The sequence below is a fragment of the Pseudomonas sp. 1152_12 genome (assembly GCF_052850675.1).
In genome coordinates, this window is sequence record NZ_VXCW01000003.1 from 515,843 (window position 1) to 539,748 (window position 23,906).

The 23,906-nt window shown below is 60.6% G+C and carries 21 protein-coding genes; 16 read left to right on the forward strand and 5 right to left on the reverse strand.

Features of this window, described 5'->3' with window-relative positions; translation table 11 throughout:
- Positions 1-19 precede the first annotated feature (19 nt).
- From FW764_RS07780 to FW764_RS07790, 3 genes are all read left to right on the forward strand, one after another.
- Positions 20-685: a fumarylacetoacetate hydrolase family protein gene (locus FW764_RS07780; protein WP_446433422.1), complete on the forward strand. Its 666-nt coding sequence runs from the start codon at positions 20-22 to the stop codon at positions 683-685.
- 184 nt (positions 686-869) lie between these two features.
- On the forward strand, positions 870-1,793 hold the full coding sequence (locus tag FW764_RS07785; RefSeq protein ID WP_446433423.1) for an SdiA-regulated domain-containing protein: 924 nt from the start codon (positions 870-872) through the stop codon (positions 1,791-1,793).
- A 120-nt stretch (positions 1,794-1,913) separates the two neighbouring features.
- On the forward strand, positions 1,914-2,822 hold the full coding sequence (locus tag FW764_RS07790; RefSeq protein WP_446433424.1) for an SdiA-regulated domain-containing protein: 909 nt from the start codon (positions 1,914-1,916) through the stop codon (positions 2,820-2,822).
- Here the strand turns inward: FW764_RS07790 and FW764_RS07795 are convergent, their stop codons facing one another.
- Together FW764_RS07795 and rpiA are read right to left on the reverse strand one after the other, a co-directional pair.
- Positions 2,823-4,769, reverse strand: coding sequence for an autotransporter domain-containing protein (locus FW764_RS07795; RefSeq protein WP_446433425.1), 1,947 nt, complete (start codon positions 4,767-4,769; stop codon positions 2,823-2,825).
- A gap of 306 nt (positions 4,770-5,075) precedes the next feature.
- Positions 5,076-5,747 carry a ribose-5-phosphate isomerase RpiA gene (rpiA, locus tag FW764_RS07800; protein WP_446433426.1) on the reverse strand — a complete coding sequence of 224 codons (672 nt, stop codon included), beginning with the start codon at positions 5,745-5,747 and terminating at the stop codon, positions 5,076-5,078.
- 137 nt (positions 5,748-5,884) lie between these two features.
- Here rpiA and ilvA point away from each other — a divergent pair, with 137 nt between their 5' ends.
- Genes ilvA through FW764_RS07820 form a run of 4 tightly spaced genes read left to right on the forward strand, consistent with a single transcriptional unit; the run spans position 5,885 to position 9,592 of the window.
- Positions 5,885-7,399 carry a threonine ammonia-lyase, biosynthetic gene (gene ilvA, locus FW764_RS07805; RefSeq protein ID WP_446433427.1) on the forward strand — a complete coding sequence of 505 codons (1,515 nt, stop codon included), beginning with the start codon at positions 5,885-5,887 and terminating at the stop codon, positions 7,397-7,399.
- A gap of 40 nt (positions 7,400-7,439) precedes the next feature.
- Positions 7,440-7,853, forward strand: a complete 414-nt coding sequence (locus tag FW764_RS07810; RefSeq protein WP_446433428.1) for a DUF2269 family protein — start codon at positions 7,440-7,442, stop codon at positions 7,851-7,853.
- Positions 7,854-7,862: 9 nt separating this feature from the next.
- Entirely contained in the window at positions 7,863-9,128 is a 1,266-nt protein-coding gene (locus FW764_RS07815; protein ID WP_446433429.1) for an SDR family oxidoreductase, read from the forward strand.
- Entirely contained in the window at positions 9,125-9,592 is a 468-nt protein-coding gene (locus tag FW764_RS07820) for a DUF2269 family protein (RefSeq protein WP_446433430.1), read from the forward strand. Before FW764_RS07815 ends, FW764_RS07820 begins: the two co-directional genes overlap by 4 nt.
- A 114-nt stretch (positions 9,593-9,706) precedes the next feature.
- Here FW764_RS07820 and FW764_RS07825 read toward each other — a convergent pair whose 3' ends face one another.
- Positions 9,707-10,363: a histidinol-phosphatase gene (locus FW764_RS07825; protein ID WP_446433431.1), complete on the reverse strand. Its 657-nt coding sequence runs from the start codon at positions 10,361-10,363 to the stop codon at positions 9,707-9,709.
- Between the two features lie 143 nt (positions 10,364-10,506).
- Between FW764_RS07825 and FW764_RS07830 the strand changes: the two genes are divergently transcribed.
- Positions 10,507-10,986 carry an RNA pyrophosphohydrolase gene (locus FW764_RS07830; protein WP_446433432.1) on the forward strand — a complete coding sequence of 160 codons (480 nt, stop codon included), beginning with the start codon at positions 10,507-10,509 and terminating at the stop codon, positions 10,984-10,986.
- A 22-nt stretch (positions 10,987-11,008) separates the two neighbouring features.
- Positions 11,009-13,288 carry a phosphoenolpyruvate--protein phosphotransferase gene (gene ptsP, locus FW764_RS07835; protein ID WP_446433433.1) on the forward strand — a complete coding sequence of 760 codons (2,280 nt, stop codon included), beginning with the start codon at positions 11,009-11,011 and terminating at the stop codon, positions 13,286-13,288.
- A 99-nt stretch (positions 13,289-13,387) separates the two neighbouring features.
- On the opposite strand, the gene FW764_RS07840 is transcribed toward ptsP, so the two are convergent.
- Complete coding sequence (locus tag FW764_RS07840; RefSeq protein ID WP_446433434.1) at positions 13,388-14,134, reverse strand: NRDE family protein; 747 nt, start codon at positions 14,132-14,134, stop codon at positions 13,388-13,390.
- Between the two features lie 231 nt (positions 14,135-14,365).
- On the opposite strand from FW764_RS07840, the gene lgt reads away from it, so the two are divergent.
- Complete coding sequence (gene lgt, locus FW764_RS07845; protein WP_446433435.1) at positions 14,366-15,178, forward strand: prolipoprotein diacylglyceryl transferase; 813 nt, start codon at positions 14,366-14,368, stop codon at positions 15,176-15,178.
- Positions 15,179-15,232: 54 nt separating this feature from the next.
- Entirely contained in the window at positions 15,233-16,066 is an 834-nt protein-coding gene (locus FW764_RS07850; protein WP_446433436.1) for a thymidylate synthase, read from the forward strand.
- Positions 16,067-16,136: 70 nt separating this feature from the next.
- On the opposite strand, the gene cadR is transcribed toward FW764_RS07850, so the two are convergent.
- On the reverse strand, positions 16,137-16,586 hold the full coding sequence (cadR, locus tag FW764_RS07855) for a Cd(II)/Pb(II)-responsive transcriptional regulator (RefSeq protein WP_071485048.1): 450 nt from the start codon (positions 16,584-16,586) through the stop codon (positions 16,137-16,139).
- 85 nt (positions 16,587-16,671) lie between these two features.
- Here cadR and FW764_RS07860 point away from each other — a divergent pair, with 85 nt between their 5' ends.
- From FW764_RS07860 to FW764_RS07880, 5 genes are all read left to right on the forward strand, one after another.
- Positions 16,672-18,954: a heavy metal translocating P-type ATPase gene (locus FW764_RS07860; protein WP_446433437.1), complete on the forward strand. Its 2,283-nt coding sequence runs from the start codon at positions 16,672-16,674 to the stop codon at positions 18,952-18,954.
- 16 nt (positions 18,955-18,970) lie between these two features.
- The gene (locus FW764_RS07865) at positions 18,971-19,834 is read left to right on the forward strand and encodes a LysR family transcriptional regulator (protein WP_446433438.1); all 864 of its coding nucleotides are present in this window, start codon (positions 18,971-18,973) and stop codon (positions 19,832-19,834) included.
- A 158-nt stretch (positions 19,835-19,992) separates the two neighbouring features.
- A complete protein-coding gene (locus tag FW764_RS07870; RefSeq protein ID WP_446433439.1) occupies positions 19,993-21,057 on the forward strand; it encodes a putative 2-aminoethylphosphonate ABC transporter ATP-binding protein in 1,065 nt (354 codons plus the stop codon).
- 1 nt (position 21,058) lies between these two features.
- Positions 21,059-22,771 (forward strand): putative 2-aminoethylphosphonate ABC transporter permease subunit, encoded by a 1,713-nt coding sequence (locus FW764_RS07875; RefSeq protein WP_446433440.1) that lies wholly within the window; start codon positions 21,059-21,061, stop codon positions 22,769-22,771.
- Between the two features lie 22 nt (positions 22,772-22,793).
- Complete coding sequence (locus tag FW764_RS07880) at positions 22,794-23,816, forward strand: putative 2-aminoethylphosphonate ABC transporter substrate-binding protein (RefSeq protein WP_446433441.1); 1,023 nt, start codon at positions 22,794-22,796, stop codon at positions 23,814-23,816.
- Positions 23,817-23,906 lie beyond the last annotated feature (90 nt).

Below are 23,906 nucleotides of genomic sequence, written 5' to 3' on the forward strand. Positions count from 1 at the left end.
GCCCTGAAGGAGTCGTTTCATGAGCTACCAGCATAAGTACGTCGACGGCACCAACATCCACTTCCCCCTGGGTAAAGTGGTGTGCATCGGGCGTAACTACGCCGAACATGCCAAGGAACTGGACAACCCGGTACCGACCGAGCCCTTGCTGTTCATCAAGCCGGGCAGTTGTGTGGTGGCACTGGAAGGCGGCTTTGCCATCCCGACTGAGCGCGGTTCGGTGCACTACGAAGCCGAAATCGCGGTATTGATCGGCAAACCCTTGTCCGCCAAACCCAGCCGTGAAGAAGTGCTGGACGCCATCTCCGGCTTCGCCCCGGCCCTGGACCTGACCCTGCGTGACAAACAGGCCGAGCTGAAAGCCAAGGGCCTGCCGTGGGAAATCGCCAAGTCGTTTGACGGCGCCGCGGTGATTGCACCGTTTGTGGTGAGCAGCACCTTTGCGGACGTGACCGACATCGGCATTCGCCTGAGTATCAACGGCGAAGTGCGCCAGGACGGCAATAGCGCGCAGATGCTCAACCCGATCATCCCGATGATCCAGCACATGGCCGGCTGCTTCTCGCTGCAGGCTGGCGACGTGATCCTCACCGGCACCCCGGCCGGTGTGGGGCCGTTGAGTGTGGGGGATGAGCTGGTGTTGGAGTTGGCGGGCGTGAGCCGCTTCGAAAGCAGCGTTCGCTAAGAACCAGGCCAAACGCGGTCAAAAATGTGGGAGCAAGCCCGCTCCCACATTTGATTGCGTACATCAGCAGAATCGGAGGCTTTTGCATTTTTTTCACACGCCGTCCGGATAATTTCAGCCTCCTGCGCGCGGGCCCGTTGATCCTGTGCTATCACCTAACGCTGACTTTCCGGAAAAGCGCTCAATGGCCGTGACCTTGCCCACCGCTACACCCAAGCCCCGTTCACGTTTTGCCCTGCGCTGGTATTCCTGGTTGTTCCTGGCCGGGGCGATTGTGTATGGCGTTGCCTGGCTTATGCATTGGGATGATCGTGGTGTGCTGTGGTTGGCGGAGCGCTTTGATACGCCGGCTGAACAACAAGCCAGTGTGTGGCTGCCGGACTATCGCGCGGTCATCGACGGCAAGTTGCTGCCCGGCATGGAGAAGGACGAGGCTTCGGACCTGGCCTACAACCCGCAGACCAAAACCCTGTTTTCCGTGATGGGCAAGAACCCGTTCCTGGTTGAGTTGAGCCTGCAAGGCGACGTGCTGCGCAAGATGCCACTCATTGGCTGGAACAACCCGGAAGGCGTGACGGTGATGGAAAATGGCTTGATGGCCATTGTCGATGAGCGCATGCACACGCTCACCGTGGTGAACGTCTATGCCAGCACCCAACAGCTGAACCTCGCTGACTTCAAGACCTACGACCTGGGCCCGTCCAAAGACCAGAACAAAGCCTTTGAAGGTGTCACCTGGGACAAGCGCAACCAGCAAATCGTGCTTGGCGAAGAGCGCCCTCCCGCGCTGTTTACCTGGAAAAGCGATGGCGCCACGCTGACCGGCGACAAGCAAAAACTCGCCAGCACCGAGTTGGATATGCGCAACCTTTCAGCCCTGGCCGTCGACCCGCGTACCGGGCACTTGCTAGTGCTGTCGGCCGACTCTCACCTGTTGCTGGAGCTGGACGAAAAGGGCGAGCAAGTCAGCTTCATGACCCTGCTTGGCGGCTTCAACGGCCTCAAGCACACCATTCCACGTGCCGAAGGCGTGACCATGGATGAGGACGGCACGTTGTACATGGTCAGTGAACCGAACCTGTTCTACCGTTTCGAGAAGCAGAAATAACCCACGATTACGTCGGGTACCGCGCTAATAGCGGCATTCGCCACCCATCAGGCAGCGTTTAAGTTTAAATTCAGACAGGCGTGATATTCATTCGCCACTTTTTGACTTTGAGCCTGCCTGATGCGTCGACTTGCCCGTCCCAAACCCGCGTTTTTATTGGTGTTGCTGATCGCCCTGGTCGCTGGCGGGGTGATTGCACAGCAATTTCGATTGTTCGAGCGCGCGTGGTTCAATTGGCAGGCCTGGCGCCAACCCGCCAATGAGCGCTCCATCGGCCTGGCCGATTACCGTGTCAGCCTGGAAGCCAAAGTGATCGAAGGCCTCGACGATGACGTGTCGGCCCTCACCTACGACCCGGTGCGCAAAAGCCTGTTTACCGTCACCAATAAAAACGCCGAGCTGGTCGAGCTGTCCCTGGACGGCAAGATCCTGCGGCGCATTGCGCTGGTGGGCTTTGGCGATGCGGAGGCAGTGGAGTTCATCAGCGACAACATTTATGTAATCAGTGATGAGGCCCAGCAGCGGCTGATCAAGGTGCATGTGAACGACGATACCCAGTTCCTCGACGCCGCCGACGCGGAGCAGATGACTTTGGGTGTGCACATGGGTGGCAACAAGGGTTTTGAGGGCCTGGCGTACGACTCGGTAGGTAAGCGTCTGTTTGTGGCCAAGGAGCGCGACCCGATGTTGATCTACGAGGTGCATGGTTTTCCGCATTTCAAACCGGAAAAAACCTATTCGGTGCACGTGATCAACAACCCCAAGCGCGATGCCGGGCTGTTTGTGCGCGACCTGTCGAGCCTGCAATACAACGAGCGCAGTGGGCATTTGCTGGCGCTGTCGGATGAGTCGTTTCTGGTGCTGGAGTTGGACATCGACGGTCGCCCGTTAAGCAGCCTTTCTCTGCTCAACGGGCGCCATGGTCTGCAAAAACGTGTGCCACAGGCCGAAGGTATCGCCATGGACGACGAAGGCAGCTTGTACCTGGTCAGCGAGCCGAACCTGTTTTACGTGTTCAAAAAGCCCTGATCAAAACATCCATTGTACGCCCAACGAATAGCCGGTCTGGCTTCCCTCGGCATGCCCCAGGCGGCTGTTTACCTCGGCGTAGACACCCAGCTGCGGGGTGATCGCCAACTGGCTGCCGATTTGCGCGCGGCCAAAGCTTTTGTCCATTGAGCCCAGTTTGGCGGTACGCGCCTGGCCATCGGCGCGGGCGGTTAGATCGAGGTCATCCAGGCGACCATCCGCCAGCTCCTTAACCCAGGCGATGTCGCCGTAAGGCAGGAGGCTCATGCCGTAGGGCAGGGCGACCGTACCGCGCACGCGCCAACCGAGGCTGGCTTCCAGGGAATCGAAGGCTTGCTCTTCGTACTCAAGCGCCGTGCGCAAATTCTGTTTCTCGCGGAATTTATCGATGCGGTAATGGCTGTAGTCCAGGCCGGCAAATGGTCCACTTTTGATCGCGCCAAAGTCGAAGTCATAGCCGCCGAGCACCCGCGCGCCCAAGGACAGGGCGTCGGTATTGCCGCTCAGGTGCTGGTTGAGCAGGATCGGGCCGCCGTTGGCCTGGATCAGCAGGTTGCGCTTGGACTCAAAGCGCGTGTGCCCGACGCTCACGTCACCGGCGAGCCAGCTTGGCCCGCCGTCGTGGAGCAAAGCGTAGGCGGCCGCCTGCCAGGTGTCGCTGTCCAGTTTGCCGCGATGCTCAAGTTTGTCGCGACCATTGAGGTAGCTTAGGCTGGCGCCGATGTTCAGGCTGGAAGTGAGCTGAAAGTCACCCAGTGCATGCAGGCCCAGGCGCCGCGCCTCGGGATTGAGCGGGCTGTCGAAGCCGTTGTCCGGGCTGTATTCGCCGTCCACGCCGATCTCGCCGTCAAAGCTGCCCACTTCGCGGCTGGCGGCTTGCAAGGTCAGCCAGCGGCGGTCATGCAGGTGCACCATGGCTTGGTGCTGGCGCTGCAGGTTGTCCTGCATATTGCGCGCAACGGCGCCGCCGGAGGCAGTCGAGGCCATCAGGTCGGCGTTGGTCAGCTCCAGTACCAAACGGCTGAGCAGGCGCGAATAATCGCGCAGGCGCTGGTCGATACGCGCTTGGCCGAAGGCGTCGGTGAGCACGGCTTTGTTGTCTTCTGCCGGGTCGTGCCAGGTGGAGCCGCCGGGGATTTTCGAGTTGTTGGTCTGGGTGTAGCCGTCCAGGTCACCCAGCTCCCAGTTAGTGGCCTCTATATACAGAAGCGGAATATTCAACGGCTCGAAAGGCTCGCCATCGCTGCAGCAGCCGGTGCCCTTGGGGTATTGCGGGTCCAAGCCTGGGTTGGTGAACAGCGGAATGTTCAACTCCTTGGCGATCTGGAACGTGTGCTCGCGCAATGACGCCAGGGCGGGGTTGGCAGTGCTGTTCTGGCCGGCGTGGGCGTACATCATGTCGCCGGTGATCAGGCTGTCGAGGTTAATCATCGCCAGCATATTTGCGCGTTGGCTGGCGCTGAGTGAGTCGACAAACGCCTTGGAGCCGCGCAGGCCTTCTTCTTCGGCGCCAAAGCCGACGATTTGCAGGCCGTTTTCCAACTGCAGGCCGCTGAGGTTTTTTGCCACCTCAGTCAGCACGCTGGCGCCGGAGCCATTGTCGTCGAGGCCTTGTAGGGTCGGGCGGCCGAAGTAGGTGTCGAAATGCGCGCCAATCACCACGTACTGCGGTTTGGTGCCGGCGGCGTAGGCCACCACGTTTTGCGAGGCGCGACTGCCGTTGTTCCAGGTGAAGTTCTGGCGACTGAGGCTGTAGGCCGAACCCATCTGACTTTGCATCCAATCCGCGGCGCCTGCGAAATTGGCGGTGCCGCGATACCGGCCAGGGTAATCGTTGATCAGCTTTTCCAGGGTGATATTGGCGTGCTGGCCGTAATCGTAGGCCTGGGTTTGCGCCGACACCAGGCTGCCGACCACGCTGATCGCGAGGGCGAGGGGCTTTATCACAAGGTCTTCCTTGAGGTGATTGAAGTTTTCCAGCTCAGACCCTTTGCACAATGCGCGCCTCATTCCATGGGCGAGCGCGAAGTGGCGCATTGTTAAACGCCTGGGTCGCCTGGCTGTAATTTGTAACGGATTTGATACTAATAAAGGCGTGGGATGCCGTGACGTGGCGCACGGTTTTGGGCGGGGATGCTGCGAAAAGTAGCGGTTTTGTTACATGGAGTCCGAGTCGAGCACAAATCAAAATGTGGGAGCGGGCAAGCCCGCTCCCACACAAGCCCTGTCTCCACAGGAAATTAGCGCTGAGCTTTAGGCTTTAAGGGTTTTCACGCCTTCAGAAGTACCCAGCAGCAGCACATCCGCCGGACGCGCCGCGAACAAGCCATTGGTCACCACGCCGACAATCGCGTTGATCTGGGTTTCCAGCTCAACCGGGTTGGTGATCTGCATGTTGAACACGTCGATGATGATATTGCCGTTGTCGGTCAACACGCCTTCGCGGTACACCGGGTCGCCGCCCAGTTTCACCAGCTCGCGGGCCACGTGGCTGCGGGCCATCGGGATCACCTCCACCGGCAGTGGGAACGCGCCGAGTACCGGCACCAGCTTGCTGGCGTCGGCGATGCAGATGAAGGTCTTGGCCACGGCGGCGACGATCTTTTCGCGGGTCAGCGCTGCGCCGCCACCTTTGATCAGGTTCAGGTGTTCGTCGCTTTCATCGGCGCCATCAACGTAGAACTCCAGGTCGCTCACGGTATTGAGCTCGTACACCGCAATGCCATGACCCTTGAGGCGCGCGGCGGTGGCTTCGGAGCTGGCCACGGCGCCGTCAAACGCGCCCTTGTGCCGGGCCAATGCATCGATAAAGCAGTTGGCGGTGGAGCCGGTGCCGACGCCGACGATGCTTTTGTCGTCGAGTTTAGGAAGGATTAAATCGACGGCGGCCTGGGCCACTGCCTGTTTGAGTTGATCCTGGGTCATGCGGGCTCCGGAACGGGCGGGGGGTTATCGAGGGCGGCGAGTATAACCTAACAAAACCTCGGGATTCGTGTGGTCGCCCGGCTAAACGCTGGGTTAGACTCCTTGGCCCTGCCCAGCCCGCTCAGTGATGCTTTCCGATGCTCGAACAGTACGTCAAAAAGATCCTCACCTCGCGCGTTTATGACGTTGCCGTAGAAACCCCATTGCAGACCGCTCGCCAGCTTTCCGAGCGTCTGGGCAACAACGTCTGGCTCAAGCGCGAAGACTTGCAGCCGGTGTTCTCGTTCAAGATTCGCGGCGCCTACAACAAGCTGACCCAGCTAAGCGCCGAAGAGCGCGCGCGCGGCGTGGTCACCGCATCTGCCGGCAACCATGCCCAAGGCCTGGCGCTGGCGGCCAAGGTGCTGGGTGTCAAGGCCACTATCGTGATGCCCAAGACCACCCCGGAAATCAAGGTCGAAGGCGTGCGCTCACGTGGAGGCAAAGTGGTGCTGCACGGAGATTCCTTCCCGGAGGCCCTGGCCTACTCGCTGAAACTGGTCGACGAAAAAGGCTACGTCTACATCCACCCCTACGATGATCCGCACACCATTGCCGGGCAGGGCACCGTGGCGATGGAGATCCTGCGCCAGCACCCTGGGCCTTTGGACGCGATTTTCGTACCGGTGGGCGGTGGTGGGTTGATCGCCGGTATCGCGGCTTACGTGAAATACCTGCGCCCTGAGATCAAGATCATCGGCGTCGAGCCGGACGACTCCAATTGCTTGCAAGCCGCCATGGCAGCGGGCGAGCGCGTGGTACTGCCGACCGTCGGCATTTTTGCCGATGGCGTGGCGGTGGCACAGATCGGCCAGCACACGTTCGACATCTGCAAAGACTATGTGGACGAAGTGATCACCGTCAGCACCGATGAAATCTGTGCGGCGATCAAGGACATCTACGACGACACCCGCTCGATCACCGAGCCGGCGGGCGCATTGGGTGTGGCGGGGATCAAGAAGTATGTGGAGACCCGTGGCATCACAGGGCAAACCCTGGTGGCCATCGACTCCGGCGCCAACGTCAACTTCGACCGTCTGCGCCATGTGGCCGAGCGCGCGGAACTGGGTGAAGGCCGCGAAGCCATCATTGCCGTGACCATCCCCGAGCAACCGGGTAGCTTCAAGGCGTTCTGCGAAGCCGTCGGCAAGCGCCAGATCACCGAATTTAACTACCGCTACCACTCCGGGCGTGAGGCGCACATCTTCGTCGGCGTGCAGACGCACCCTGAAAACGACCCACGCAGCGCGCTGATCGCCAGCCTCACAAGCCAGGGTTTCCCGGTGCTGGACCTGACCGAAAACGAGCTGGCCAAGTTGCACATTCGCCACATGGTTGGCGGCCATGCAGCCAAAGTCAGCGACGAGGTGGTGTTCCGCTTCGAATTCCCCGAGCGTCCGGGCGCGCTGTTCAACTTTCTTAACAAATTAGGCGGGCGCTGGAACATCTCGATGTTCCACTATCGCAACCACGGCGCGGCCGACGGCCGTGTGGTCGCTGGCCTGCAAGTGCCGGCGGACGAGCGCCACCTGGTGCCGGCTGCATTGGAGCAAATCGGCTATCCGTACTGGGATGAAAGCGAAAACCCGGCGTATCAGCTGTTCCTCGGTTGAGCGACTACGCTGACTGAGCGGCCTATAAGGAATCAAGACCATGGAAACGCTGACCACCCTCAAGGTTATCCACATCACCGCCACCGTGTTGCTGCTGCTCAGCGGCGTTGGGCTGGCGGTACTGGCCTGGCGCAAGCGCAGCGCCGGCCCTGCGGTTACCGTGCAACGCCCGTGGGCGTTCGTGTGGTTGCTGATGGGCGTGTGCATGCTCAGCATGCCGTTTACCGGCTGGTGGCTGGTGCATTTGGTCGGCTGGCCGCTGGGGCAAACCTGGATTCTGGGCTCCAGTATCCTCTACACCGTGGCGGCGCTGGCCTGGTTCTGGCTGGTGGCGCGCCTCAACCGTCTGCGTCTGGGCGGCGGTGGCAGCCTGAATTTCACCCTGGCACTGGCCGTGGTCAGCCTGGTGGGGTTTGTGGCGATTGCCGGGTTGATGGGCGCCAAGCCGGTCTAAAGGAGCTTCATGAACGTCCTTCTGGTCGGTGCCACAGGGTTTGTGGGCCGCCATCTGTTGCGCGACTTGCAGCTCGCTGGGCACTGCGTGATCGCGACCTCTCGAACGCCTCCAAGGCTAAATTGGCCGGGGCTTGAGTGGCGTTCGCTGGACCTGGGCCGCCTGGCTGTCGAGCCCGAGCACTTTAGCTTTCCTGAATCGGTTGATGTATTGATCAATGCGGCGGGCCTGCTCAGCGTGGATGCGGCTGAGTTGAGCCGGGTTCAGGATCAGGGCGCTCGCGTGTTGTTTGATCTGGCCGCCCAGCGTGGCGTGCGGGTGTTGCAGATTTCCGCCTTGGGCGCTTCGGCGCATTCCGACCTGGCGTTCCTGGCCAGCAAAGGCTTGGCGGATGATTATCTGCTTGGGTTGGGCATACGTTGCGTAGTGCTGCGCCCTTCATTGGTGGTGGGCGCGGGCGGCACCAGCAGTGCGTGGCTGGCCGGGCTTTCGCCTTGGCCGCTGATTCCGCTGCTCGACCTCAAGGCCCAGGTGCAGCCTGTGCATATCGACGACGTGGCCGGTGCGGTGCTAGCCCTGTTGCGCCAATGGCCTGCCGAATCAATGGTGCTGCCGTTGGTTGGCCCCGAGCCGATGCGGTTGTCCCGTGTCATTGACCACCTGCGTGCGGCTCAAGGTTGGAAGGCGGGCCGCTACGTGCAAGCGCCGCTGTTAAGGTTGGGAGGTTGGTTGGGTGATCGACTCGGCTGGCGGGCTTTGAATCGACAAAGCATCGCGCTGGCGCAACAGGACAATGTGGCCGACCCCGAAGTGCTGGCCTCGGTCTGTGGTTATAGCGCCGCGCCGCTGGCCTCGCGCCTGCACGATTGGCCGAACGCAGCCATCAGTAGCCAGCGCACGCTGCGCCCAGTGATGCTGGCGGTGATGGTGCTGATCTGGCTGGGCACCGCAGCCGTTTGCCTCGGCCCGGGTTACGGCTGGGGCCTGCGCATCATGGCCGAGGCGGGCGTGCACGGCACGTGGGCGACACTGGCCGTGATCGGCGGCTCGGTCTGCGATGCATTGTTGGGTTTAGGGTTACTGGTGACGCGTTGGCGCAGGCAGGCCCTGATCCTGCAATTGCTGCTGATGGCCGGCTACACCGTGTTTATCAGCTTGGTTCTGCCCCATTACTGGTTTGACCCTTATGCTGGCGTCGCCAAGAACCTGGTGCTGATGGTGGCGACAGTATGGCTTCTATGGACTGAACCTTTTTTGACTGAGCCCCGGCAATGAGCGCTTACCTGCTACTGAAAACCCTGCATATCCTCTCATCGACCATCCTGTTCGGACTGGGCGCGGGCTCGGCCTACTACGCCTTGCGCGCCTGGCGCAGTGGCAATGTTGAAGTGATCGCGATGACCTTCAAGCACCTGGTGTTCGCCGACTGGGCGTTTACCGCGACCACGGCGGTGTTCCAGCCCTTGAGCGGGATCGGCTTGATGCACTTGGCGGGTTGGTCGATGCAGCAAAGCTGGCTGCAGTGGACCGTCGGCCTGTATTGCCTGGCGGGGGTTTGCTGGCTGCCGGTGGTGTGGTTGCAGATTCGTGTGCACAAGATGGCGGAGCAGGCGGTGCGCGACCGCACGGCGATGCCGATCAAGGCGGCGACCTATATGCGCTGGTGGTTTGGCTTGGGCTGGCCGGCGTTTATGGCGTTTATGGCGATTTTCTATTTGATGGTGGCTAAGCCGATGTAAGGCTTGGGACCGAGTCGACTTCATTCGCGAGCAAGCCCGCTCCCACATTCGAGTCGGTTCCTTCAGAGGGAGCGCGGTCACAATGTGGGAGCGGGCTTGCTCGCGAAGGCGTTATCAGCCGCGCAGGCTAATCACCGGCCAGCCACGCTTCTGGGCCTCAGCCCGAAGATTCGGGTCCGGGTCCACCGCCACCGGGTGGGTCACCTGCTCCAGCAACGGCAAGTCATTCATCGAGTCGCTGTAGAAGTAGCTGTCTGCCAGGCTGTGCCCGGTTTCTTCCAGCCAACGGTTCAAGCGCGTCACCTTGCCCTCGCGAAAGCACGGCACATCAGTGCTGCGCCCGGTGTAGCGGCCATTTTCCATCTCGCATTCGGTCGCGATCAGGGTTTCAACGCCCAGGCGTGCGGCAATCGGCGCGGTGACGAAGCGGTTGGTCGCGGTGATGATTACCAGCTTGTCGCCGGCAGCGCGGTGCTTGGCCAGTAACTCTACCGCCTGCGGCAGCATGATCGGCTCGATGCAGTCGCGCATGTAGTCGTTGTGCCACGCGTTAAGCTGGGCTATCTCGGTGCGGCCGAGGATTTCCAGGCAAAAGTTCAGGTACGCGGCGTTATCCAGCTTGCCTGCCAGGTAGTCCTGGTAAAACTCGTCGTTGCGGGCCTTGTAGGCCACTGGGTCAAGGATCCCGCGTTCGCAGAGGTAATCGCCCCAGGCGTGGTCGCTGTCACCGCCCAGAAGTGTGTTGTCCAAGTCGAATAAAGCCAGGCGCATTGCGGTTACTCGCTGAAAAGTCTGTAAAAAGGCGTCCAGAATACGGTCTTTTCACAAGAGTGCACATAAGGTAAGAAGCCTCGTTGCCGCTGGAACAACGTTTGTGGAACAATGCGGTGACATGCGTTTGCGAGGTTGTTGCCGTGATCGACCCCGATGGTTTCCGTCCTAATGTCGGGATTATTCTTACGAATGATGCCGGACAGGTGCTATGGGCTCGCCGAATCAACCAAGATGCCTGGCAGTTTCCTCAAGGCGGAATCAACCCCGACGAAACCCCTGAAGACGCCTTGTACCGTGAGTTGAACGAAGAAGTCGGCCTTGAGCGTGACGATGTGCAAATTCTGGCCTGTACACGCGGCTGGTTGCGCTATCGTTTGCCGCAACGCTTGGTGCGTACCCACAGCCAACCGCTGTGCATCGGCCAGAAGCAGAAGTGGTTTCTTTTGCGCCTGATCTCCAACGAGCAGCGGGTGCGGATGGATTTGACCGGTAAACCGGAGTTCGATGGCTGGCGCTGGGTCAGTTATTGGTATCCGTTGGGCCAGGTGGTGACATTCAAGCGCGAGGTTTATCGTCGCGCTCTCAAAGAACTTGCCCCGCGCCTTTTAGCGCGCGACTGACGACGGAGTTCGACCCCGAGCCATGCTCAATACGCTGCGCAAGATCGTCCAGGAAGTTAACTCCGCCAAGGATCTCAAGGCGGCGTTGGGGATTATTGTGTTGCGCGTCAAGGAAGCCATGGGCAGTCAGGTCTGCTCGGTTTACCTGCTGGACCCCGAGACCAACCGTTTTGTGCTGATGGCCACCGAGGGCCTGAACAAGCGCTCCATCGGCAAGGTCAGCATGGCGCCCAATGAAGGTCTGGTGGGCCTGGTGGGGACGCGTGAAGAACCCCTGAACCTTGAAAACGCGGCTGATCACCCGCGATACCGCTACTTTGCCGAAACCGGCGAAGAGCGCTACGCCTCGTTCCTCGGCGCACCGATCATTCACCACCGCCGCGTTGTCGGCGTGTTGGTCATCCAGCAAAAAGAGCGCCGCCAGTTCGATGAAGGCGAAGAAGCCTTCCTCGTGACCATGAGCGCGCAGCTTGCCGGGGTTATTGCCCATGCCGAGGCGACGGGTTCGATTCGCGGCCTGGGCCGCCAGGGCAAGGGTATCCAGGAGGCCAAGTTCGTCGGCGTGCCGGGTTCGCCTGGTGCTGCGGTGGGTACGGCGGTGGTCATGCTGCCACCGGCCGACCTCGATGTAGTGCCGGACAAGACCGTCAACGATATCGACGCTGAAATCAAACTGTTCAAGACCGCCCTCGAAGGCGTGCGCGCCGACATGCGTAACCTGTCGACCAAGCTGGCCACCCAGTTGCGGCCTGAAGAGCGTGCGCTGTTCGACGTGTACCAGATGATGCTCGACGACGCGTCACTGGGTAACGAAGTCAAAACCGTGATCAAGACCGGCCAGTGGGCCCAAGGCGCGTTGCGCCAAGTGGTCACTGATCACGTCAACCGTTTCGAATTGATGGACGACGCCTACCTGCGTGAGCGTGCCTCGGACGTACGCGACCTTGGTCGCCGTTTGCTGGCCTACCTGCAGGAAGACCGCACCACCAACCTGGTCTACCCCGACAACACCATCCTGATCAGCGAAGAGCTGACCGCCACCATGCTCGGCGAAGTGCCGGAAGGCAAACTGGTGGGCCTGGTCTCGGTACTGGGTTCGGGCAACTCCCACGTCGCGATCCTGGCCCGGGCCATGGGCATCCCGACGGTGATGGGCCTGGTGGACCTGCCGTATTCGAAGGTCGACGGCATTGACATGATCGTCGATGGCCACCGTGGCGAAGTCTTCACCAACCCTAGCGAGCTGATGCGCAAGCAATACGCCGAGGTTGTGGAAGAAGAGAAACAACTGGCGCTGGGCCTGGATTCGTTGCGCGAACTGCCGTGCGTGACTCTCGACGGCCACCGCGTGCCGCTGCTGGTCAACACCGGCCTGCTGGCCGATGTGGCCCGCGCGCAACAGCGCGGCGCCGAAGGGGTCGGGTTGTACCGCACCGAAGTGCCGTTCATGATTAACCAACGCTTCCCGAGTGAGAAGGAGCAGCTGGCGATTTATCGCGAGCAACTGTCCGCCTTCCACCCGTTACCGGTGACGATGCGCAGCCTGGACATCGGCGGCGATAAGTCACTGTCCTATTTCCCGATCAAGGAAGACAACCCCTTCCTTGGCTGGCGCGGCATTCGCGTCACCCTCGACCACCCTGAAATTTTCCTCGTACAGACCCGCGCCATGCTCAAGGCCAGTGAAGGTCTGAACAACCTGCGCATTCTGCTGCCGATGATTTCCGGAACCCATGAGCTGGAAGAGGCGCTGCACCTGATTCACCGTGCCTGGGGCGAAGTCCGTGATGAAGGCGCCGACGTACCGATGCCGCCGATTGGCGTAATGATCGAAATCCCGGCGGCGGTGTACCAGGCTAAAGAGCTGGCACGGCAGGTGGACTTCCTCTCGGTCGGCTCCAACGACCTGACCCAGTACCTGCTGGCCGTGGACCGCAACAACCCACGGGTGGCCGACCTCTACGACTACCTGCACCCTGCGGTGCTGCAAGCGCTGCAACATGTGGTGCGCGACGCGCATGCCGAAGGCAAGCCGGTGAGCATCTGCGGTGAGATGGCCGGCGACCCGGCGGCGGCGGTGCTGTTGATGGCGATGGGCTTTGACAGCCTGTCGATGAACGCCACTAACTTGCCGAAGGTGAAGTGGATGCTGCGCCAGGTGAACTTGAGCATGGCCAAGGAGTTGCTGGTCGAGCTGATGACCATCGACAACCCGCAAGTTATCCACAGCTCGCTGCAATTGGCGCTGAAGAACCTCGGGCTGACGCGGATGATTAATCCGGCTTCGGCGAAAACCCTCTAGACCGAGGCGCGGCCATCGCAGGCAAGCCAGCTCCCACAGTTTGGAATGTATTCCGCTGTGGGGGTTGGCTTGCCTGCGATGGCGCCAGTCCAGTCACCGCTAAATGTTGAGTTCGACTTCACCCAGCTGGCCACCCAGCGGCCCAAAACTGCGCTCCACCATCCGCCGCGTCCCGTCGGCATTCACAATCAACGCCGTACTCGCCCGTGTCCCATAACTGGGGCTGGCAATAAATACACTCGACAACAAACTCTCAGTCGCCAACCCCACGCCGGTGTCCGGCAAGTCAGCGAACGGCGCCGTCTGCGGGTCGCTTAAAATCCCCAGCAGCGCTTCCGGTTGCGGGTTCTCCAACAAGTCGCTCAACGCCGCCTTGGCTTTGAGCAATTTGGGCCACGGCGTGTCCAGGCTGGCATTGGATAACCCATAAACCCCGGCTTCCAGCCGCGTGGGCTCGGGCTGATTGGCGTTGTAGTACCACAACTCATCCCGCGTGCCCAGCAACAGGTTAAAACCGGCATATTCAATCGATCGGGCGTTAACGTCGGCTAAATAGTGGTCTATTGGTAGCGATCCGCTGATAAAGCGCGCAACCAACTCGCCGCGAGACTTGCGAGCCGGCGGCTGGTGCGGGTTGCGGATATTGGTCAGGGCGGCAAACCGCCCGTCGGCGTTCACCCCAAGCCAGGTGCCGCCCGCTTCTTGGTCGCGTCCGGCGTAGACCTGCGGCGCATCCGGCCACTGAGCCAGCGGCAGGCTGGGGCGGGCGTAGAACTCATCACGGTTGGCCGCGACGATCAGCGGTTGAGCATGGCCCGGCCGCCAGGCGAAAACAATCAGGCACATCAGGCGATCCCTTTTGTGTTTTTCTTCACTCTACCCACACAACGGCGGGCGTTCCATCGTATCGAAGTTGGGCCGCACGCCTTCCATCCGTTAACATGCAGGGCTGTTCGGAATGTGCGGCCTCTTATTTTGAAATAGCAGCTTAATTTGAAATTGCGGCTGTAACGCAGGCTTAATCGCACACCAGCATGGTCTGGTGCGCCATGACTATTGATTTAACGAGGAGTCGCAATGCTGCCTTACCCGCAGATCAACCCGGTGGCCGTGGCCATCGGTCCGCTGCAAATCCATTGGTACGGGTTGATGTACCTGATCGGCATCGGCGGAGCCTGGCTGCTGGCCTCCCGGCGCCTGAACCGTTTCGACCCGACCTGGACCAAGGAGAAGCTCTCCGACATGGTGTTTTGGATGTCGATGGGGGTAATCGTCGGCGGGCGCCTCGGGTATGTGCTGTTCTATGATCTGCCGGCCTATATCGCCAACCCGACGCTGATCTTCGAGGTGTGGAAGGGCGGCATGGCGTTCCACGGTGGGTTTGTCGGCGTGATGATCGCCGCCTGGTGGTTCGGCCGCCGCAACGGCAAGTCGTTTTTCCAACTGATGGACTTCGTTGCGCCGTTCGTGCCGATCGGCCTGGGTGCCGGGCGCATCGGTAACTTCATCAACGCCGAGTTGTGGGGCAAGCGGACCGACGTGCCGTGGGCCATGGTGTTCCCGCCGTTCAGCGACCCGGCGCAATTGCCGCGCCATCCGTCACAGCTCTACCAGTTCGCCTTGGAAGGTGTGGCACTGTTCCTGATTCTGTACATCTTCTCGCGCAAGCCACGCCCAACCATGGCGGTGTCGGGCATGTTCGCGCTGTTCTACGGGATCTTCCGCTTTATCGTCGAGTTCGTCCGCGTGCCGGATGCACAGCTGGGCTACCTGGCGTGGGGCTGGTTGACCATGGGGCAGATCCTCAGCATGCCGATGATTCTGGCGGGTATGGGCCTGCTGTGGTGGGCTTACAATCGCCCGCAGCCGATTAAGAACGCCACGCTTTAAATTCGAATGCCGAGGCTTTTGCGTAGCCTCGGCTTCAACGATACGGGTACTTACATGAAGCAATATCTCGAACTACTGAACGACGTCGTGACCAATGGATTGACCAAAGGCGATCGCACCGGCACCGGCACCAAAGCTGTGTTTGCCCGTCAGTATCGGCATAACTTGGCCGACGGCTTCCCGCTGCTGACCACCAAGAAGCTTCATTTCAAAAGCATCGCCAACGAATTGATCTGGATGTTGAGCGGCAATACCAACATCAAGTGGCTGAACGAAAACGGCGTGAAAATCTGGGACGAATGGGCCACCGAAGACGGCGACCTTGGCCCGGTGTACGGCGAGCAGTGGACCGCCTGGCCGACCAAGGAGGGTGGCAAGATCAATCAGATCGACTACATGGTCGATACGCTGAAGAACAACCCTAACAGCCGTCGCATCCTGTTCCACGGCTGGAACGTCGAATACCTGCCGGACGAAACCAAGAGCCCCCAGGAAAACGCGCGTAACGGCAAGCAAGCCCTGCCGCCGTGCCACCTGCTGTACCAAGCGTTTGTGCATGACGGTCACCTGTCGATGCAGTTATACATCCGCAGCTCCGACGTATTTCTCGGCCTGCCATACAATACCGCCGCGCTGGCCTTGCTGACTCACATGCTGGCGCAGCAATGCGACCTGATCCCGCACGAGATCATCGTCACCACCGGCGACACCCATGCCTATAGCAACCATATGGAACAGATCCGTACGCAGCTGGCGCGCACGCCGAAGAAGCTGCCGGAACTGGTGATCAAGCGTAAGCCAGCGTCGATTTACGACTATAAGTTCGAAGATTTCGAGATTGTGGGCTACGACGCCGACCCGAGCATCAAGGCTGACGTCGCTATTTAAGGATCGCCTCGGTGCAACTGTGGGAGCGGGCAAGCCCGCTCCCACATTTGGATTGGGTTACCAAGCTGAGTCAGTGCCCGTGGCTCCTGCCCACATGCGAAGGCTCAGCCTCGCTGGCCGCCACACTCCCGCTGACTTCCAGCCGCTGCAAAATTCCGCATTGATCCAGGTCTGGCCCACCGCCGCAGCGTTGGCGCAGGTCGAGTAATTGTTCCTGCAAGGCCAGCAGCCCATCGATCCGCGCTTTCACGTGGTGGATATGCTCATCAATCAACGCATTCACGCTTTCGCATTGGTCCTGAGGGCTGTCGCGTAGCCCGAGCAGGCTGCGGATTTCTTCCAGGGTCATGTCGAGACTGCGGCAATTGCGGATAAAGATCAGCCGCTCGGTGTGCGCCTGGGTGTACACGCGGTAATTGGCGTCAGTGCGCGCTGGGGGCGGCAGCAGGCCTTCCTTCTCGTAATAACGGATAGTTTCCACCTGACAGTCGGTCAGTTTGGCCAATTCGCCGATCTTCATCGCAGCAATCTCCAAATGGGTGCTTGACCCTATAGTGGCTACAGGGTCTTTACTTGGCAACAGGCACCTTAACGGACGCGACAGAATGAGCGATTCCATCCACACCCCCAAAAAGCATGATCACAAGCACGATCATGGTCATGACCATAGCCACGATCACGGCGCCAAGCTGGCGCCGGTCAAACAGCACGACCATGCCAGCCATGGCGACGCTTGCTGTTCCAGCAAGGCAGCGCCTGCCGTGGTCACGTTGAGCGAAGCGCCGACGGCTGGCTCGCGCTTGAGCACCTTCCGCATCGAAGCGATGGATTGCCCCACGGAGCAAACGTTGATCCAGAGCAAGCTGGGTAAGCTTGCCGGTGTGCAGAAGCTGGAATTCAACCTGATCAACCGCATCCTCGGCGTCACCCATGATCTGCCGAGCACGGCGCCGATCATTGACGCCATCAAATCCATCGGCATGCAGGCCGAACCCATCGAAGAGGGTGTCCCGGCCGCCGCGACGCCCGTCAAGAAGCACTGGTGGCCGCTTGCCGTATCCGGCGTGGGTGCTTTGGGCGCAGAAGTGCTGCATTTCACCGGTATAGCGCCGACGTGGGTGATTGCGCTGGTGGCGTTGGTGTCGATCCTCAGTGGCGGGCTCACCACCTATAAAAAGGGTTGGATCGCACTCAAAAACCTCAACCTGAATATCAATGCACTGATGAGCATCGCTGTTACCGGCGCGATCCTGATTGGCCAATGGCCCGAAGCGGCGATGGTGATGTTCCTGTTCACCGTGGCTGAGTTGATCGAAGCCAAGTCTCTGGACCGTGCGCGCAACGCAATCAGCGGCTTGATGCAAATGGCGCCGGAACAGGCCACGGTACAGCAAGCTGACGGCAACTGGGTCGAAAAAGAAGTTAAAAGCATCGTGCTTGGCGACATCGTGCGGGTTAAGCCAGGTGAGCGCATCGGCCTGGACGGTGAGGTCACTGCTGGGCAATCCACTATTGACCAGGCACCGATCACCGGTGAAAGCCTGCCGATTGAAAAGGGCCTGGGCGACAAAGTCTTCGCCGGCACCATCAACCAGGCCGGTTCCCTGGAATACAAAGTCACCGCAGCGGCGAACAATTCAACTCTGGCGCGCATCATTCACGCCGTGGAACAGGCCCAAGGCGCACGGGCGCCGACCCAGCGGTTTGTCGACAGTTTCTCGAAAATATATACGCCTGCCGTGTTCCTGTTTGCCCTCGGTGTTGCAGTCGTTCCGCCATTGTTCATGGCGGGCGTCTGGTTCGACTGGATCTATCGCGCCCTGGTGCTGCTGGTAGTCGCTTGCCCTTGCGCATTGGTGATTTCCACCCCAGTGACCATCGTCAGCGGCTTGGCCGCCGCAGCACGCAAAGGCATCCTGATCAAAGGCGGCGTTTACCTCGAGGGCGGTTATAAACTCGATTATTTAGCTCTCGACAAGACCGGCACCATTACCCACGGCAAACCGGTACAAACCGACTACCTGGCGCTGTTCCCCAACATCGAGGACAGCGCACCGGCGCTGGCCGCCAGTTTGGCCGGGCGCTCCGACCACCCGGTTTCGCTGGCTATCGCCAATGCGGCTGTGGATAAAAACCTGCCGAATCACGTTGTGGATAACTTCGAGGCCTTGGCCGGTCGCGGTGTGCGCGGTGATATCAACGGCGAAACCTACCACTTGGGCAATCACCGCCTGGTGGAAGACCTTGGCCTGTGTTCGCCTGAATTGGAAGAAAAGCTGTTCGCCCTGGAAAAACAAGGCAAGTCCGTGGTGTTGCTGCTCGACAAATCCGGCCCGCTGGCCCTGTTCGCCGTGGCCGACACGGTTAAGGACAGCAGCCGAGAAGCCATCCAGCAACTGCACGATCTGGGCATCAAGACCCTTATGCTCACCGGTGACAATACCCACACCGCCAAGGCGATTGCAGCCCAGGTCGGTATCGACCAAGCCCAAGGCGACCTATTGCCCACCGACAAGTTGCAGGCTATCGAAACGCTCTACGGCCAAGGCCATCGCGTGGGCATGGTCGGCGACGGTATCAACGACGCCCCGGCTCTGGCCCGGGCCGAGATTGGTTTTGCCATGGCCGCCGCCGGCACTGACACGGCTATCGAGACCGCCGACGTGGCGTTGATGGACGATGATTTGCGCAAGATCCCGGCTTTCATTCGGCTCTCTCGGCAAACGTCGAGTATCCTCAAGCAGAACATCAGCCTGGCGCTGGTCATCAAGGCGATCTTCCTGGTCGTCACCTTCCTGGGGATGGCCACCATGTGGATGGCGGTGTTCGCCGACATGGGCGTGGCCCTGCTGGTGGTGTTCAATGGCCTGCGCCTGTTGCGCAAATAGAGGAAGAGAGGGTGGTGTGCTGAGTGCCGAATTAAAGGCGTTTTTCATGGTTGCGCGCTTGGGCAGCATTACCCAGGCGGCGAAAAAACTCGGCCTAAGCCAGCCCACGGTCACCACCCAGATTCGCAACCTGGAAAGCCAGTACGGCGTCGAGCTGTTCTATCGTGGTGGCCGCCGCCTTACCGTCAGCGATGACGGCGCGCGCCTGCTGCCGATGGTCAAGACGCTTTTGCAGCAGGAAGCCGATATTGAGTTTTTTCTGCGCAACAACGGCCAGGTCCAGGGCGCTTTACGGATTGCCGCCACGGCACCGTATTACATCCTCGACCTGGTCAAAGCCTTTCGCGAACGCCTGCCTCAAGTGGACGTGTCAGTGGAAATCGGCAACTCCCAGCAGGTGCTCGAAGCGCTGGATGATTACCGTGTCGATGTCGCCGCGTCCTCACAACTGCTGGAAGACCCGCGCCTGATTCGCCGCGTACTCGGCACCGATCCCTTGGTGCTGGCGGTACATCGCAATCACCCTTTGGCCAAGCTTGATCATGTGCCACTCAGTGCGTTGACCGGGCATACCTTGCTGATGCGTGAGGCGGGTTCCACCACGCGGCGGCTGACCGAAGACATGTTGCAGGGCGCCGGTGTGAGCTATGGGCCGCTGCTGGAAATCGGCAGCCGGGAGTCGATCCGCGAAGCGGTGCTGCGCAACATCGGCATCAGCATCATCGCTCGTCAGGAAGTGCCTCATGACCCGCAGTTACACGTGCTGACCATCGAGAACGCGCCGCAGATTCCGGAATATTTGTACTGCCTCAAAGAGCGCAAAGGCGCGCGCCTGCCGGCTGCCTTTCTGGGGTTAGCGCAGGAAATGTCGCCACTCTGAGGTCTGGTAGTGGCCTTTGAATCGCCATTGCAGGCAACTCATCCCTTAAGGCTTACCCAAATCCACCAATACCACTATCACTCCCTTTTGCCTTCCTGCCACACCAGGGACTCATTGCCCACCTAGCATGGCCTTCATCAGTTTGATGAGGTGCCTCCATGAACACAGCCCTGACCCACCCCGGCGCGCCGATGACGGTGCGCGGTATCCAGAAACGCTTCGGTGCCTTTACTGCGCTGGATAACGTGTCCCTGGACGTCGCCGCCGGCGAGCTGGTGTGCCTGCTGGGCCCGTCCGGCTGCGGCAAAACCACCTTGCTGCGCTGCATCGCAGGCCTGGAGCGCCAGGACAGCGGTGAGCTTCGCCTCGGCAACCGCGACGTTTCCCTACTGCCGCCGCAGGCGCGGGACTACGGCATTCTGTTCCAGTCTTACGCGCTGTTTCCCAACCTCACTGTCGAAGCGAACATCGGCTACGGCCTCACCGGCAGTGGCCGCGATGAAGTGCGCAAGCGCGTCGGCCAGATGCTCGAACTGGTCGGCCTGCTCGGCAGCGAGAAGAAATTCCCCGGCCAACTCTCCGGTGGCCAACAACAGCGCGTCGCCCTGGCTCGCGCCTTGGCACCGGCACCTTCGCTGTTACTGCTCGACGAGCCGATGTCGGCGCTCGACGCCCGCGTGCGCGAGCACCTGTGCACCGAGCTACGCCAACTGCAGCGGCGCTTGGGCATCACCACACTGATGGTCACGCACAACCAGGATGAGGCCATGTTGATGGCCGACCGTATTGCCGTAATGAACAACGGCAAGGTCGAGCAATACGCCACGCCCCAGGAAATCTACGACCGCCCGGCCACGCCGTTTGTGGCGGAGTTTGTCGGCCAGGGCAACTGGCTGCCATTCAGCCGCAACAGCGCAAGCCATGCCCAGGTCGGCGGGATGAACATGCGCCTGGCCGACGATGCTGGCTTGGCCAAGTCCGGGCGCTTGTTCTGCCGTCCGGAAGCGATCAGCGTCAACCCGCCGGTGCATGAGGAAAACCTATTCCCGGCCAAAATCAGCGAGATCACCTTTCTCGGCAACCGCTGCCGCATGCGCTTTGAACTGGAGCAACTGCCCGGCCACCCACTGCTGGCCGAATTGGCGCCGGAAGCTATGCCACGCCTGGGAGCTCAGGATATTTGGGTCGCCTTGCCGCCGCGCAGCCTCCAGGTGTTTGCCTGAGATGGCGGCTGAAATGACGCTGCCGATACCGCGCCAGGCTTCCCGAGCCGAAACAGGTGATCGTATTTTTGTGCTCGGCGGCAAACTGCTGTGGCTGTTGCTGCTGGGTGTCGCTGTATTGCTGCCGTTGCTGGCGATCTTCTGGCGTGGCTTCAGCAGCGATGCCGGGCAGGGCGGTGGCTGGGTCGCGGCGCGGGAGCTGGTGACCAGCGCCAACTTCCACTGGCTGCTGGGCAATAGCCTGAAAGTCTCCTTCAGCGTGGCGGCCATCGTCGTACCGCTGGCCTATCTGTTTGCCTACGCCCTGCAGCGCACGCTGATTCCCGGCAAGGCGATCTGGCGCGGCCTGTCACTGTTGCCATTGATGGCGCCGTCGATGCTGCCGGGCATTGCGCTGGTGTACTTGTTTGGCAACCAAGGAATGTTGCGCGGGCTGCTCTCCGACAACATCTACGGCTTCTGGGGCATTGTGCTCGGTGAAGTGATCTACACCTTCCCACACGCGTTGATGATTTTGCTGTCGGCACTGTCGCTGGCGGACGCGCGTTTGTTCGATGCCGCATCGAGCATGGGCGCGAGCCCTGCGCGGGCGTTTCGCAGCATCACCTGGCCGGCCACGCGCCAGGCGGTGTTCGCGGCGTTTTGCCTGGTGTTCACCCTGACCATCACTGACTTCGGCGTGCCCGTGGTGGTCGGCGGCGACTATCAGGTGCTGGCGCTGGAGGCCTACAAGGCGGTGGTCGGCCAGCAACAATTTGGTCGCGGCGCATTGATCGGCATGGTGTTGCTGCTGCCTGCGCTGTTCAGCTTTGGCGTCGATGCCTGGTTGCGCCGTCGGCATGGCGACTCCATGAGCGGCCGCGCTCAAGTGTTCCAGCCGGCGCCGTCGCGGCTGCGTGATGCTTGCTACCTGGCCATTGTGCTGCTGATCTGCGCCGTGTTGCTGCTGGTGTTCGGCATGGCGGTGTATTCCTCGCTGGTGAAGTTCTGGCCGTACAACCTGTCATTGTCGCTGAACCATTACCAATTCGAAGACACCGCAGGCGGCGGTTGGCTGGCCTATCGCAACAGCCTGACGATGGCGCTGTGCACGGCGCTGATCGGCAGCGTGTTGATCTTCACCGGCGCCTACCTGATGGAAAAGACCAAGAGCCAGAAAGGCCTGAACCTGGCATTGCGCATGCTCAGTTTTGTGCCGATGGCCGTACCGGGCCTGGTGCTGGGCCTGGGCTACGTGTTCTTTTTTAACCTTAACGGCAACCCGCTGCACGTGTTCTACGGGACCATGACCCTGTTAGTGGTGTGCACCATTGCTCACTATTTGACCACTGCACAGATGACCGCCACCACAGCCTTGCGCCAGCTTGACAGTGAGTTCGAAGCCGCTGCGCTGTCTCTCAAGGCGCCGCTGTACCGCCACTATCTGCGCGTCACCGTGCCGATCTGCCTGCCGGCGCTGCTGGACATCGTGCGCTACCTGTTCGTGTCGGGGATGACCACCGTGTCCGCCGCGATCTTCCTCTACAGCCCCGACACCATCCTCGCCGCCGTCGCCGTGTTGAACATGGACGATGCTGGCAACGTGGGCGGCGCTGCGGCCATGTCGACCCTGATTCTGTTCACCTCAGTCAGCGTCTCGCTGCTGCTGGCGTGGGCTTCTCGTGGCGCGTTGCGCCGCTCCCAAGCCTGGCGCCAGATTGCGCCCGGCCAATAAACATCCCTGAAGGAGGTGCTCCATGTTCAAGCCCCTGGCGCTGGTCGCTGCCGTACTCACCGCATTCAGCCTGAATGCCTTCGCCAAGACCGAGCTGACCGTGTACACGGCCCTCGAAGCGGAGCAATTGAAGACCTATAAACAGGCCTTCGAAAAGGCTAACCCTGATATTGATATCAAATGGGTGCGCGACTCCACCGGCATCATCACCGCTAAGCTTTTGGCCGAGAAAGACCGCCCGCACGCCGACGTCGTGTGGGGCCTGGCGGCCTCTAGCCTGGCGATCCTCGATCAGCAAGGGATGCTGGATAACTACGCGCCCAAGAATCTGGACAAGATCGGCAAGCATTACCGCGACGTCGCCAACCCACCGGCGTGGGTTGGCATGGATGTGTGGGCCGCGACCATTTGCTTCAACACCGTCGAAGCCGAGAAACAAGGCTTGAGCAAACCGGTGAGCTGGCAAGACCTGACCAAGCCTGAGTACAAGGGCAAGATCGTGATGCCTAACCCGGCCTCATCCGGCACCGGTTTCCTGGATGTCAGTGCCTGGTTGCAAACCTTCGGTGAGAAGCAGGGCTGGCAGTACATGGACGACCTGCACCAGAACATCGGCCAGTACGTTCACTCCGGCTCCAAGCCTTGCAAACTGGCGGCTTCCGGTGAGTTCCCGATTGGTATTTCCTTTGAATACCCGGCCGTGCAGCTGAAGCGCCAGGGCGCACCGTTGGACATCATCCTGCCGAAAGAAGGCCTGGGCTGGGACATCGAAGCCACCGCCGTGATCAAGGGCACGCCCCATGCGGATGCGGCGAAAAAACTTGCTGACTTCTCCGCCAGTGCAGCAGCGATGGACCTGTACAAAGAAAACTTCGCTGTGCTCGCCCAGCCGGGTATTGCCAAGCCGCAGACTGAGCTGCCAGCCGATTACGAGCAGCGCTTGATCAAGAACGACTTTGCCTGGGCGTCGAAAAACCGCGACAGCATCCTGACCGAATGGCGCAAGCGCTATGACGGGAAGTCGGAGAAGGTTGCCGGTCAGTAATTTTTCGGTTTGGGCGGATGGCCTCTTCGCGAGCAAGCCCGCTGCCACATTTGAGGGTGTTCACACATCGAAATGTGGCAGCGGGCTTGC